Below are 11882 nucleotides of genomic sequence, written 5' to 3'. Positions count from 1 at the left end.
TTTGATGCTCGGGACCCCCAGAGTGAATTCATGAAAAGAAGGCAGAACTCGATGATTGACGTCTCCCGTATCGTACGGCTCGCTTCGGCCGTTGCCGCTATCGGTGTGGCTATGGCGCTTCCTGCAAGCGCGCGCGACGAAGTCCGCGAAGATCCTGCGGTCGTTGCGGAGAGGCTGCAGCACATGGGCTTCGTCGAATGGCGCAAGATCCGCTGGTCGCATGGCAATTGGAGGGTCGAGGACGCCAAGCGTGCGAACGGTCACGTTTACGATCTGGAACTCGAAGGCGGTTCGTTTGACCTCGTGCGGCTCCGCCGCGAACGCGGCTGAGATAGTCTCCTCTGATATTTTTCTTCGGCCGCGACGGTATCCGTTGCGGCCGAATTTATTTGTGCAGAAGAAGTGCTACGGCGACGGCTGGTGCGCAGCGCGTCGCCCACTCTCGCTGATCGTCTTTGGCATCGATGAGCGTGCCGAATGCGAATGCAGGAAGCTGCAATCGGTCTGCAATTTTTTCCGCGTGCGATGTGCCGATGCCGGCGAGCACGACGGCGTTCACTTCGATGCCGGGGCGCGACAGGACCTGCAATACGCCGTCTTGAATCGATCGCAACTGGCGTTCGGATACATAGGCCGCAGAAACCTGCCACGTCGGCAGGTGACGCATTTCAGCGTCGCGGCCGAATCCGCGGGCAAAACGGACGAGACTTTCTTCCTGGGTTTTTCCGCGCCCGTCAGCCGTTGGATGCTGGTCGACGTCATCGGGCAGATCGGCGAGGATGCGCCGCACGTCGGCCATCGTTGCGAAGCCATCGCGGGCCAAGCCTTGCCACTGTCCCGCCAGCGGCGCGCGATTTGCGATCGATGCAACGGACGTTCTCGTCAGCCCCGTATAGACGAGTTCGCCCGTCTGCAGACGTTCGGCGTCGGTGAGGCCTAACGGGCGATCACACGCGATGATGTCGGTCGTCGTCGATCCCATGTCGATGAGCAGTGACTTTGGGCGGAGGCGGGCGACGAGTTCGGCCGTTGCGATGAAATTTGCCGACGCGACGGACAGCGGATCACCGATTGCCGCTTGCGGCGCGGCGAAGCCTTTGAGGCCCATGAAAAAGCGAAGCTCTCCCTGGAGGCGCTCGCGCAGCTTTTCGACGATCGCGAGAACACCCGCCTCGCGGCTTTCGAAAATCTCGGTCAACTCGCCGGTCATCGTGATGGCGCAGAGGGTATGACCTTCGATGATCGTGGCGGCGTCTTGGAGGGCTTGCTCGAGCCGATCCAAACCTTCCCATAGGGGGCAGGGGATCTGGCGCACGGCGACGACGCGGCCGTCCTCCACGCGCGCGACCTTGAGGTGCGCGCCGCCAACGTCCAAACCAATTGTGACCTTCGTCATTTGGGCCTTCGCTTCAACATCGTTGCTCGTGATACACTGAGGGCCCGAGGAGGCAAGCAGTGGACGTAATTCCGGTTATCGATGTCGCGCACGGAAAGGTGGTCCGTGCGGTCAAGGGGGAACGTTCGGCTTATCGGCCTATTGAAACGCCGATTGCAGCGTCCTCTGACCCCGTAGATCTGGCACGGGGCCTCGCAAAGCTTTTTTCGTTCCGCAGACTTTACTTAGCCGATCTCGACGGCATCGAGGGGCGGGGCCGCGACAAACACCTCGTTCAGGCGCTCAGCCATGTTCTGCCGGGCGTCGAGATCTGGATCGACGCCGGCACGGGATCGCGCGGCGCTGCGCGCGCCGTGCTTGCCGCGCCTGTTTCAACCCTCGTCGTCGGCTCGGAAAGCATCGAGACGGCGCGAGTCTGGAACGACATCGCAGCCGAGGCGCCGGGACGCACGATCCTGTCTCTCGATTTCAGGCACGATGAATTCATGGGGCCGGAGACGCTGCTGACCGATTCGTCGCTTTGGCCCTCGCGCGTCATCGTCATGACGCTCGATCGCGTTGGCGCGAACGCGGGCCCCGATTTCCAAAAGCTCACAGATATCGTGTCGCGCGCTGGCGCGCGCCGCGTCTATGCGGCCGGCGGCGTTCGAAATCGCGCCGATCTCGATGCGCTCCGAAAGATCGGCGTCAAAGGCGCCCTCGTCTCTTCGGCACTGCATTCGGGAAAAATTTCGGCCGGCGACCTCAAGGAAGTCGCCGGCCGGTGATGTCCAGTCCAGAATTGGCAGCAGCCGCTCTGCTGAGTTCGAAGCCAGGTTGCGGCCTTGGCTTCGGCTCAGTTGCTAACCGCTGTAACGGCCCGAGAGCAGTCTACCCAATCGCTGCAGCAGACCCCCCTTCATGGGAGGGGCAGTATTATTTTTGTTTTCGACCTGCTGAGGACGGTTTCCGCTTCAAGTCTTGGCTGCGAACGGATGCTGAGCCGAGTTACGCTGAGCGGTTGCTTCGGCAGCCGTCGGCTTGCCAGCAACTGCGCGTGCGATCGATTCCTTCACGGCGCGGTAGTTGTAGTCTTGGATCTTGGCGTCGTCGGCAGCTTCCCAGTGGATGAACACGCCAACGCAGATGTAGAGATCATCAGCTTCAGCAGCGGGGATGACGCCTTCAGCAACCGAGTCCTGAACGGCCTTTGCAACGCCGTACTGAGCGGGTCCGAACATCTGAACGGCCTGACGGGCGTCCTTGATCGTGACCTTGTTGTAAAGGATCGTGTTCGGCTTGCAGGCCAGGTTCGGCGCGATGACGGCGAGAAGCGTCGTGAAGCCGTCCTTGTTGTTCGTCAAGGCGTTGCAGAAAGCCGTCTCAGCAGCCGAACCGCGCGGTCCGATGATGAGGTCGATGTGAGCGACTTCGTTGCCGTCGCCGACGAGCGACTCGCCGACCATGACTTTGTTGATTTTGGCCATTAGGGGGGTTCCTCCCACGAAATAAACGATATGAGCACCAACGCTCCCCCGTCAGATGCCGGGAATTCGTTGAGTTGCTCTGGCGATGAATATCCAAGCACGTCGGCGCCCTGGTGTCATGAGTACCAGCGTCAGGCACAATGGATCGGCCCGCAGCGAATGCGGACACGGCGCCTGTATTGCCCTAGGTCAACGAGCGAGACAAGCCCTTAAAATGGGGCGCGGCGGCATTCAGGAGTGTTTCCGCTCGATTAACGCGTCGGCGAAAAGGGTGGTGACTACAAAATCGGCGGTCGTACCCGGATTGAGACGGCTCTGTTTCAACTTTGCGTCAAAATCCAGAAGCGACGACATTGATTTCGCAGTTGCAACAGGAAACCAGCTCGACTTGAGCGCGTGTACTTCGCGCTGCACATAGAGAGCGGTTTCAAGACCGTATTTCCGCGCGATGTGCGTGTCGGGGAACTCGGCCAGCAAAGACATATGCAACGTCGTTATCGAAAGGGCGGGGTCGGCTCCTGGTGCGGCGCGCGCAGCGTGGAGCGCGGGCAAAGCGAAATCAAAAACGTCTGCGAAGACGTTCACATAGGCGTTCGCGATGCGATCGCGTTCGGCGGCAATGTGCATTGCGGCAATGAGAGTGAGCCGGTTTGCATCAGCGCGAACGTCGCCCTCGCCGACTGAGCCGAGGCCCGCGGGATTGGCGATGCGAATTGCTTCGAACGCGTCTTCGGCGTCCGCTACATCGAGGTCTGAAAGAATGCTGCCGAGGCGGCGCCGCAGACCGACGTCGAACGTCGTCTCGCTCGCAGCCTTCGCGAGCGGCGCGCAAAGAAGCACGATGCCGAGGTTGGTATTCATGCCGGTCGCGGCAACGCTCGCCTCTGTCGCGCGGAGGATGCGTTTGCCGACGCTTAGTGCGGGATCGGCGATCGGACCCGCTGCGGCTTTCGCCGCCTGCTCGAAATGGAGCACCTCCATGCCGTGCCCGGCGGAATGACGGTGGACATTGCCGGGCTTCAACGCATTGAGTTCGGCGTGGCAAGCGTCGAGGAAGGCCGCGGTTATCTCGGCCGGTTGACGCGGCCCGCTCATGTTTCAACAGCGACAGGGATACCCGACGCCGCGCGGTGCACGAGGACGGTTTTCAGGAAGTCTTCTGCAATTGCCCATGCGATGTTGACGTCGGCCACGCCTTGCAGGCCGCGCCATGCGGGATTGGAATTGACTTCCAACACCTGCAGTTCGCCATCTGCCGTTCGAATGAGATCGATGCCGGCGTAATCGGCATCGACGGCGCGCATCGCGGCCATCGAGATGCTGGTCATTTCGGCGTCGGGGAGATGGACTCGGGCTTTGCCGCCCTGATGAATGTTCGTCACCCAATTGGTGCCTCGCCGCGTCATCGCCGCGACGACGCGATGCCTCGTCGCGAGAACGCGCCAGTCTTCGTAGAGGCCATCCTTCGGTGCGACGTAATCCTGCATGTAGTACATCTGATCGACGGTCTCGGGCGCGGGCAATTCGCTCTGCTGCTCGATTTTGCCGATGCCTTTGCCCTGGCTGCCGAAGATCGGCTTCACGACAAGCGGGCGGTCGAGGCCTTCGGTGTATTCGAGTGCGTGGGGCAGCGTTTCGCAGACGCGCGTGCGCGGCGTCGGGATGCCGTTCTTGTGCAGAAGAAACGTGGTTTGCGATTTATCCACGCAGCGCTCGATGGCGCGCGCATCGTTCCAGACGCGCACGCCGCTTTCGCGCAGCGCATGCAAGAGGCCCAACCGGAACGTGATCTGCTCGAGCGTGCCCGCCGAGATCGAGCGAACGAAAACGCCGTCTGGCAAGCGGCCTTTGAAGCCTGGAATATCGATGCCGCTTTCGAGCCCGGTATCGAAAGCGCAATGGGGAAGAGACGAAACCGTGACGCGGGCGCCCATGGTTTCGAGCGAGCGCACGATGCGGCGCGCGTGCCATTCGCCCCGCCCTTCCTCAATCAGAAGGGCGAGGTGAAGACCATCGCCTGGGCCTGGCAAAGGATCAGGCTTTGCCTCAGCGGAAGCTCGCATCGACGATCTCCGGCGCCAGCTCGCCTGCGCGGAAGGAATTGCCCGTCTCGACGTTCGAGACGATCACCTGAGCGGGTGAGAACAGCATCGGGTCGATCTTATAGAAGTCGCCGTTAACGTCGGCGAAGATCTCGGCGAACGGTTTGCCGTAGGCACTGCACGTGCTGGAGGGGAGATTTTCCGCAAGCCGCTTCGCATCGGAATCGGGACCTTTGACGAAGAGATGGATGCGGCCGCCATAGATGATTGAATCGTTGGTGCGCCCCATCGCCTTGACGAAATCAGGAACCGGCGGCGCGATGGCCGTCGTGCCCGTGCCGTCGAGGATGTTTTCAAGCGGGAAGTGCAGAGCATGGGCTTTGTGGATCGCGACCTCGAGAACGCGGGCTGCGATCTGCACGGTGCCTGCAAGGCTCCAGGTCGTCGCGTACATGATGGTCAAGCCCGTCGGATCGATGCCGCAGCCCGTCGACAGTTTCGCGATGACTGCCGAAGGCGGAGCCTTATCGCCTTCGATGACGAGCGTCGCCTGCGGGTGGTGGTCGACGTAGCCGAGTTCTTTGTACAGGTCTTCGACGCGCGACAGGGCGCGCGCCGGTCCGGAGCCAAGCGCGAAGAAGCCTGACTCTTCGTCGCTGATCGTCCAGCCGGCATATTGGCTGGCGAGGCAGGCGATGACCGGATTGTTCGAGGAGACGACAACGCCGAGCGGCCAATTCTTGAGGCCGGACGATTGCGTGAATGCGACGGTGCCGAGGCCGCCCATGCAGACTTCGCCGAGACGGCGGCCGGCTTCCAGTCCGCCGAGGACGTTCGCGCCCATATCGATGAGGCGCTCGCCGAGGCTGCCTTTCGACACGGAGATGCGGAGTGCGTCGGCATCGGCAACTATTTCGTCGACGAGCTTTGCTGCGCGTGCCGAGACGCTGGGCTGCTTTACCATTGGGAACTCCGCGGTCAGGATTTGGCGTGTCCGTATATCAGGTCTTCAAGTTCCGCCAAGCGTTTACGGGCGAGCGCTTCTGCCGCATCGGCCGTTGGGGCCTCGGCCAAAGCCGTCGCCAAGGGGGCGCCGAGGGGAATGAACGTTCCGGGTGGGCCTCGATCGGCAGCCCAGTCCGGCCATGGAATATCATTAAGAATGATAGGCCAGCGGTCGGCGTGCAGAATGGCTGCGGCTTTCGCCGATTTGGCTGGCACGCGATGCTTCGTCGGGCGTGGTCCGGCGGTCCAGGCGGCAATGTGATCGGCGAATAGCTGGCTGTCATCGTTGTCGAGCACGTCGAGGGACGCTCCCGGCCGGGGATTGATTTCGAGCAGGTGGGGCGTGCGAGAGTTTTTATCTGCCCCCGGCGCCTCGCGTTCCGCGAGCCGGCCGCCGGGCGCGGGCGGGACAAGAAAATCGAACGATGCCATGCCGCGCAGGTCCAAGTCGGCCGCGACGGCGCGGACGGCACGCGATATCTCGTCGCTCAGCCGTTCATCGACGTCTGGCATCGAAACGCAACCGCCAAAACGAAATGGGTGCTCATCGGATGGCGAGATCCATTGGCGGGTGAGTGAGATGGCGCTTCCCTGCCGCGTGAATACGGCGCCCGCGGAAATCCGGTCGCCATCGAGCAATTTCTGGAAATAGCGGCGCGGCTTGGCGGCTTGAGGCCCGTGGCAGGCGCGAATGTGCCGTCCGCCGCTGCCGCCGATGCGTTTCGAAATCCAGCCGGCCGGATCGGCGGGTGGAGACGTTCGCGTTTCGGGATGCGGGATACCGAGCCTGTCGAGAACACCGAAGAAGCTCTGCGGGTCCTTGCAGGCTTTGTAGGTCGCGGCGCCGGAGCCGAGCAGATTGAACCGACTTGCGAGGGCTGCGACGAGACGAGGCTTATCCTCGAAGCCCGAACCCAGGACGAGGCCGATCGGGGCTGATCGCGCCGATTGCGAAAGCTCCGTCAACGCTGCAATCAGCGGCTTCGTGCGGAAGCCGGTTTGCATGGCGCCGTCGAGAACGCGAAAGTCCTCGGCGGCGTCTTGTGTATCGAGATCGCCGAAGGCATCGACGACGAGTGGTCTATAACCGGCGCGCCGGGCGGATTGCGCGAGGCTCCGCCCGGAAAACGCGGCGATGAGGACCGTTTCGTCACTCACCGCTTTTCTCCGGCGTCAGGCCTCAAACCAGTCCGACGAGCTTCTTCGCGAAGGCGTAGGCATCGCGGAAGTCGAGCACGAGCGGCTTGTCGGAATCGATCATCTGCTTGAACAGGCCCGATTCGCATTTGTACTTGATGTCGCCGATCGCGAGCGGGCCGACGCCGAGCGCGTCGCAACCGGGGAGCTTTTCGCCATTCATGAAAAGCTCCATGCCTTCGACGCCTGCGGGCGGCACGGCGTTGACGTCGGCGATGACCTTCAGGTTCTTGGCGAGAGTTTTGTGCTCCTTGGAGACGACCTGAACGCCGGCTGCCGCTGCCGCGAAGATCACGTCGGCATTGGCGATGATCTCAGCCTTCTGCGCATCGGTTTCGCCGGGGACTGCCTTCAGATTGACGCCGAAGCGGGTCTTCGAGATCTCGGCGCTCTTGATGACGCGCTCGACGCCGCGGTGGGCGACGAGCTGGACGTCGGCGCCTTCGAGGGCTGCGATGATGGACGAAGCAAATCCGACGACGCCGGTTGCGCCGAAGACCGCAACCTTGACGCCCTTCCAGTCTCTATTGAACTTGTCCTTCAGGAGCTTCTCGACGCAGGCGACCATCGCGGCCGCGGTCGTGAACGAGCCTGCCGGGTCGGCGAAGACCGAGCATTCGAACGGCGGGACCATCGCCTTCTTCGCTGCGTCGAGCATGTCGAGCGCGAGGATCGCATCCTTGCCGCCCATGAAGAATCCGGTGCGTACGCCGTAATTCGGGGGGCGCGAGAAAATCGCATCCTGGATGAGGCCGGTTACTTCGCCCAATTCCACGTTGATGTAGGGAACGATCACCTTGTAGCCAGCGTCGGCCGCCATGTTCACGTCGAAGGGGCTCATGTGCTTCTGCGGCGCGAGCATATGCAGAATAGGTGTGGCGTCGCTCATTTGATTTATTGCTCCGTTCGTTGGGAATTTCGCAGCGTTTCTATGATGGCGCCGGAATTGCGGCCTTGTGCAATTTGGATTTCGAGCCCGACGCCTTTAGCGTCTTCGTATAAAGAATGATAGAGGCGTTCTGCCGCTTTTTGGCTCTCGACGAAGGCGAACCCGGTCGGACCCCAGGAGCTTTGTCCGATGCCGGTTGCACCCAGTTCTCCCATTCGCGCTGCGAGATGTCCGACGGCTTCGCTTGTCCATGCGCTACCGCCCTGCTTGGTCGCGAAATGGCCGCCGACGATCTCCTGAATTTCCGTCAGCGCCGAGCCGAACGCGCCCAGGTCTTCCTCTTTCAACCCGGGCACGAGTTTCATCAGGACCAAATGGCAGATGTGCGCGGCGCTCGCTTCGGGGAAGGGGGGAAGCCCGGCGAAGGCCGTGGTCTCGGCTTCTCCGGAAACGCCTGCATCGCGTGGGTCCAGGATGAGCATCACCCGCCATTCCACCGGGAAGTCGGAACGCAGCGTCAGGGGCGGGGGCCTGTCCTCTTTGCCTTTGCCTCCGTCGATGATGAAGCCGCCTGACCGGAATGCTTCGAGCCCGATACCGGAACGTGCTCCGCGATCGCCCAGGGCCGCGAGGTCTGCCGCTGAAAGCTCGCGCCCCTCCATCCGCGCCACCGCCGCGCCAACCGCGAGGGCGAGTTGTGTTCCTGATCCGAGGCCCGCATGCGCAGGGATGGCTTCTGAAACGGTTATGGCGTAGCCGTTGTCTTGGTTCTTATCCGGGTCCTCGCCGGCGAATTTACGGAGAAGGGCAACGGCTCGCTGGCTGTCGGGCCCCGTGGCCGAATGGTGGCCGGCTTTCGCTAGCGTGAGCTCGGTGCTCGGTCGGTCGATGCTCAAGCCAATGCTTCCGTAGCGCCTGCCTAGTCCCCCGTTCAAATCGAGGAAGCCAAGGTGCAGTCGCGCGGGAGCCGTGACGCGGATCGCGGCAGAGGTTGCCGGAAAAGGCCTCACGTAAGACGGTCCTTTCTGATAGCCGCCGGAGGCATCCGTTTGATTGTTTACCGGTTGCGGCGGCGGTAGGATTTAAAGAAGCGAGTTGTCCGATAATTGGAGGTCGAGGGCAAGATGAGTGCAGAACGCGAAAAACCGATGGCCGATGCCGATGTTAATGCTTGGCTGGCCGCCAACCTTCCGACCTGGAAGCTCGAGAACGGCTGGATACGCCGCACATACAAGACAGCGAGCTGGAAGGGCACGCTCATGGTCGTCAATACTGTCGGCCATCTCGCCGAAGCGGCGTGGCATCACCCAGATATGACGCTCTCCTATGCGTGGGTCGAGGTTCGTCTCATGAACCATGCGGCCAAGGGCATCACCTCGAAGGATCTCGAACTCGCGAAAAAGATCGAAGAGGTCGTGCACTGGCAGCCGGGCAAAGAGGGCAAGGGCCTCGAAGGCACGCCCCACGGCGACATGCGGTTTGCGTACATCAAGTACGATTGAACGTGGCGCCGGAGGCAAGTTCAATGGCGAACGTCGAGCGTGCGCAAGCGGAGCTGCGAGGGTCTGCCGGCGCGTCCGACGCCATTTTGGCGCTCGGTACGAACCTCGGCGATCGCATTGAAAATATCGAGGAAGCGATCCGCCGGCTCACGGCCGACGGATCAATCCGGCTTGTCTCGCGATCGAAGCTTTATCGATCGGCTCCGTGGGGCGTGACGGATCAGGATTGGTTCATCAATGCGTGCATTGCGATCCAAACGACCCTGTCGCCGCATGAGCTGCTCAAGCGCTGCCAGACGGTCGAAAGCGATATGGGACGCGTACGCATCGTCCGATGGGGGCCGCGGATCATCGACGTCGATATCCTGACGTTCAAGGACCTCACCATCGCGGACCCGGACCTCACCGTTCCGCATCCGCTCATCGCCGAGCGCGCGTTCGTGCTAGTGCCGCTCAAGGATGTCGCGCCGGAGCTGAGGCTCAACGGCCGGTCGATCGATGCGATGCTGGAGAAGCTCGACGCAAGCGAGGTCGAAGCGGTTCAACCGTGACGAACCTTGGTCACGGTCCAGAGGGAAAAAGAAAAGCGCAGCGAAGAAACTGATCTTCGCTGCGCTTGCTATTAAATGGAACTCAGACGACGAGTTCCGATTACTTCAGCGTCTTGAGATATGCGATGAGGTTGGCGCGGTCGCCTTCATCCTTGACGCCGGCGAAGATCATCTTGGTGCCGGGGACGTCCTTGGCGGGACCCTGCAGCCACTTGTCGAGCGAAGCGTCATCCCAGGTGATGCCGGACTTCTTCAGCGCATCCGAATAGTTGTAGTCAGGCAGGCTTCCAGCCACACGGCCGACAACGCTGCCGAGGTGCGGGCCGACGCCGTTCTTGTCGACCTGATGGCAGGCCTTGCACTTATTGAAGACCGTCTTGCCGGCATCCGCATCGGCGGACATGGCAGCGGTCGGTACTGCTGCGATCATTGCAATCGCCAGAACCCACTTGCGCATTTCGTTTTCCTTCCCGTTTCGCCTGAGCGGCATTTTTAGAAACGCTCCAACTCATAGCTCAGTGGCAGGAAGTTGCCATTTTTTTTCTGAACCGCGACCGAACAGAATGCCGCACCGGCTCAAAAAAAATTCCCGGGCGATTTCGCTGCACTGCGCGCGCGGGCTCAGGCTCGGTTAAATGAACATTGCTCGCTGGCAGGTACTGACCAGTCCCTACTCCGCAGCGGTCGCCTTGGCGGGGCTCATGCGGCGGTAGACGAACGGGGGCGGAGCGCTGACGCCACTTTCGGCCTCGGCGGCGGCAACGAACGCCAAGTGATGAGGCGAGAGCTTGCAGGCCGGATCGGTATTTGTCGGATCGCCGGTAAACGCCATCGCCTGGCAACGGCAGCCGCCAAAATCGATTTCGGCGCGTGGGCAGCCCCGGCAGGGTTCCTTCATCCAGCTGGTGCCGCGATATTTTTCGAACGCCTGACCGTGTAGCCAGATGTCGGCCAGTCGCCGGTCTTTGACGTTGTCGAACTCGAGGCCCGGTACCGATTCTGCAGCATGGCAGGGGAGGACGCGGCCCTGCGGGGTCACGTTCATGACGCCACGGCCCCAGCCGCCCATGCAGGGCTTCGGCGTCTTGGCGTAGTAGTCCGGTACGACGAAATCGAAGACCATAATGCCCTTCAGGCGCTCTTTGGCTTCTTCGACGATTTCAGCGCTCTTCAGAACCTGCGCGCGCGTCGGCATTAGGCTCGCGCGGTTCTTCAACGCCCAGGCGTAGTACTGGATATTCGCCACTTCGATACGGCCAGCGCCCATCTCGACGGCGAAATTGATGATGTTCGGCAGGTTCTCGATGTTGTGGCGATGTATCGGGGCGTTGATGGTGAGCGGCATTTCGAATTCGCGCACCCACTTGCCGACTTCGCGCTTCTTGGCGAGGCCGTTTTTGTAAGCGGAGATTTTTTCGGCGTTCGCTTCGTCGACGTCCTGAATGGAGAGCTGGACGTGGTCGAGCCCAAGTTCCTTGAGACGTTTCAGGCGGTCGCGCGTGAGCGTCACGCCGGCGGTGATGAGGTTGGTGTAGAGACCTACCTTCGCCGCAACCTCGACGATGTCTTCAAGATCCTTGCGAACGGTCGGTTCGCCGCCCGACAGATGGATTTGCAGGATTCCGAGGTCGGCGGCCTGGCGCATGACGTCCTGCCACTCGGCGGTTGTCAGCTCGCTGTTGACCCGGTCGAGCTCGAGCGGGTTCGAGCAGTAAGGGCACTGGAGCGGGCAGCGGTGCGTCAGCTCAGCGAGGAGGCCAACCGGCGCGCGGGCGCAAGCCTCAACCAGGGGCTTCTCGGAGAACTGCTCCATCGGTGCTACTTCGTTCATTGA

The 11882-nt window shown here is 61.7% G+C and carries 14 protein-coding genes; 4 read left to right on the top strand and 10 right to left on the bottom strand.

All coding sequences use genetic code 11. The features are described from left to right. The first annotated feature begins 30 nt into the window (after positions 1–30). A complete protein-coding gene (locus AC1DK3_RS20330) occupies positions 31–330 on the top strand; it encodes a PepSY domain-containing protein (protein ID WP_477194058.1) in 300 nt (99 codons plus the stop codon). A 55-nt stretch (positions 331–385) separates the two neighbouring features. On the opposite strand, the gene AC1DK3_RS20325 is transcribed toward AC1DK3_RS20330, so the two are convergent. Next, a complete protein-coding gene (locus AC1DK3_RS20325; protein ID WP_477194057.1) occupies positions 386–1396 on the bottom strand; it encodes a hydantoinase/oxoprolinase family protein in 1011 nt (336 codons plus the stop codon). Positions 1397–1455: 59 nt separating this feature from the next. Between AC1DK3_RS20325 and AC1DK3_RS20320 the strand changes: the two genes are divergently transcribed. Next, a complete protein-coding gene (locus AC1DK3_RS20320) occupies positions 1456–2163 on the top strand; it encodes a HisA/HisF-related TIM barrel protein (RefSeq protein WP_477194056.1) in 708 nt (235 codons plus the stop codon). Between the two features lie 186 nt (positions 2164–2349). On the opposite strand, the gene fae is transcribed toward AC1DK3_RS20320, so the two are convergent. From fae to AC1DK3_RS20285, 7 genes are all read right to left on the bottom strand, one after another. Next, positions 2350–2862, bottom strand: a complete 513-nt coding sequence (gene fae, locus AC1DK3_RS20315; protein ID WP_092869382.1) for a formaldehyde-activating enzyme — start codon at positions 2860–2862, stop codon at positions 2350–2352. Between the two features lie 231 nt (positions 2863–3093). Next, a complete protein-coding gene (locus AC1DK3_RS20310) occupies positions 3094–3957 on the bottom strand; it encodes a triphosphoribosyl-dephospho-CoA synthase (RefSeq protein WP_477194055.1) in 864 nt (287 codons plus the stop codon). Next, entirely contained in the window at positions 3954–4925 is a 972-nt protein-coding gene (locus AC1DK3_RS20305) for an ATP-grasp domain-containing protein (RefSeq protein WP_477194054.1), read from the bottom strand. Before AC1DK3_RS20305 ends, AC1DK3_RS20310 begins: the two co-directional genes overlap by 4 nt. Further along, complete coding sequence (mch, locus tag AC1DK3_RS20300) at positions 4909–5868, bottom strand: methenyltetrahydromethanopterin cyclohydrolase (RefSeq protein ID WP_477194053.1); 960 nt, start codon at positions 5866–5868, stop codon at positions 4909–4911. Before mch ends, AC1DK3_RS20305 begins: the two co-directional genes overlap by 17 nt. Positions 5869–5882: 14 nt before the next feature. Beyond that, on the bottom strand, positions 5883–7067 hold the full coding sequence (locus AC1DK3_RS20295; RefSeq protein ID WP_477194052.1) for an ATP-grasp domain-containing protein: 1185 nt from the start codon (positions 7065–7067) through the stop codon (positions 5883–5885). 22 nt (positions 7068–7089) lie between these two features. Further along, positions 7090–7995: an NAD(P)-dependent methylenetetrahydromethanopterin dehydrogenase gene (locus AC1DK3_RS20290; RefSeq protein ID WP_477194051.1), complete on the bottom strand. Its 906-nt coding sequence runs from the start codon at positions 7993–7995 to the stop codon at positions 7090–7092. 5 nt (positions 7996–8000) lie between these two features. Then, on the bottom strand, positions 8001–9005 hold the full coding sequence (locus AC1DK3_RS20285; protein ID WP_477194050.1) for a beta-ribofuranosylaminobenzene 5'-phosphate synthase family protein: 1005 nt from the start codon (positions 9003–9005) through the stop codon (positions 8001–8003). Positions 9006–9119: 114 nt separating this feature from the next. On the opposite strand from AC1DK3_RS20285, the gene AC1DK3_RS20280 reads away from it, so the two are divergent. Then, positions 9120–9497 carry a 4a-hydroxytetrahydrobiopterin dehydratase gene (locus AC1DK3_RS20280; protein ID WP_291163718.1) on the top strand — a complete coding sequence of 126 codons (378 nt, stop codon included), beginning with the start codon at positions 9120–9122 and terminating at the stop codon, positions 9495–9497. Between the two features lie 23 nt (positions 9498–9520). Continuing rightward, positions 9521–10048, top strand: coding sequence for a 2-amino-4-hydroxy-6-hydroxymethyldihydropteridine diphosphokinase (folK, locus tag AC1DK3_RS20275; protein WP_477194049.1), 528 nt, complete (start codon positions 9521–9523; stop codon positions 10046–10048). Positions 10049–10148: 100 nt separating this feature from the next. On the opposite strand, the gene AC1DK3_RS20270 is transcribed toward folK, so the two are convergent. After that, on the bottom strand, positions 10149–10505 hold the full coding sequence (locus tag AC1DK3_RS20270) for a c-type cytochrome (protein ID WP_477194048.1): 357 nt from the start codon (positions 10503–10505) through the stop codon (positions 10149–10151). Between the two features lie 213 nt (positions 10506–10718). After that, positions 10719–11879: a pyrroloquinoline quinone biosynthesis protein PqqE gene (gene pqqE / locus AC1DK3_RS20265; protein ID WP_477194047.1), complete on the bottom strand. Its 1161-nt coding sequence runs from the start codon at positions 11877–11879 to the stop codon at positions 10719–10721. Positions 11880–11882: the final 3 nt, after the last annotated feature.

The organism is Hyphomicrobium sp. 01T421, assembly GCF_056398805.1.
The sequence above is the reverse complement of the archived record's forward strand: the minus strand, read 5'-3'. Positions and strand labels throughout refer to the sequence as shown.

Coding starts and splice junctions, on each gene's coding strand:
- AC1DK3_RS20330 (WP_477194058.1), top strand. CDS start 31: ATGAAAAGAAGGCAGAACTCGATGATTGACGTCTCCCGTATCGTACGG.
- AC1DK3_RS20325 (WP_477194057.1), bottom strand. CDS start 1,396: ATGACGAAGGTCACAATTGGTTTGGACGTTGGCGGCGCGCACCTCAAG.
- fae (WP_092869382.1), bottom strand. CDS start 2,862: ATGGCCAAAATCAACAAAGTCATGGTCGGCGAGTCGCTCGTCGGCGAC.
- AC1DK3_RS20310 (WP_477194055.1), bottom strand. CDS start 3,957: ATGAGCGGGCCGCGTCAACCGGCCGAGATAACCGCGGCCTTCCTCGAC.
- AC1DK3_RS20305 (WP_477194054.1), bottom strand. CDS start 4,925: ATGCGAGCTTCCGCTGAGGCAAAGCCTGATCCTTTGCCAGGCCCAGGC.
- mch (WP_477194053.1), bottom strand. CDS start 5,868: ATGGTAAAGCAGCCCAGCGTCTCGGCACGCGCAGCAAAGCTCGTCGAC.
- AC1DK3_RS20290 (WP_477194051.1), bottom strand. CDS start 7,995: ATGAGCGACGCCACACCTATTCTGCATATGCTCGCGCCGCAGAAGCAC.
- AC1DK3_RS20280 (WP_291163718.1), top strand. CDS start 9,120: ATGAGTGCAGAACGCGAAAAACCGATGGCCGATGCCGATGTTAATGCT.
- folK (WP_477194049.1), top strand. CDS start 9,521: ATGGCGAACGTCGAGCGTGCGCAAGCGGAGCTGCGAGGGTCTGCCGGC.
- AC1DK3_RS20270 (WP_477194048.1), bottom strand. CDS start 10,505: ATGCGCAAGTGGGTTCTGGCGATTGCAATGATCGCAGCAGTACCGACC.
- pqqE (WP_477194047.1), bottom strand. CDS start 11,879: ATGAACGAAGTAGCACCGATGGAGCAGTTCTCCGAGAAGCCCCTGGTT.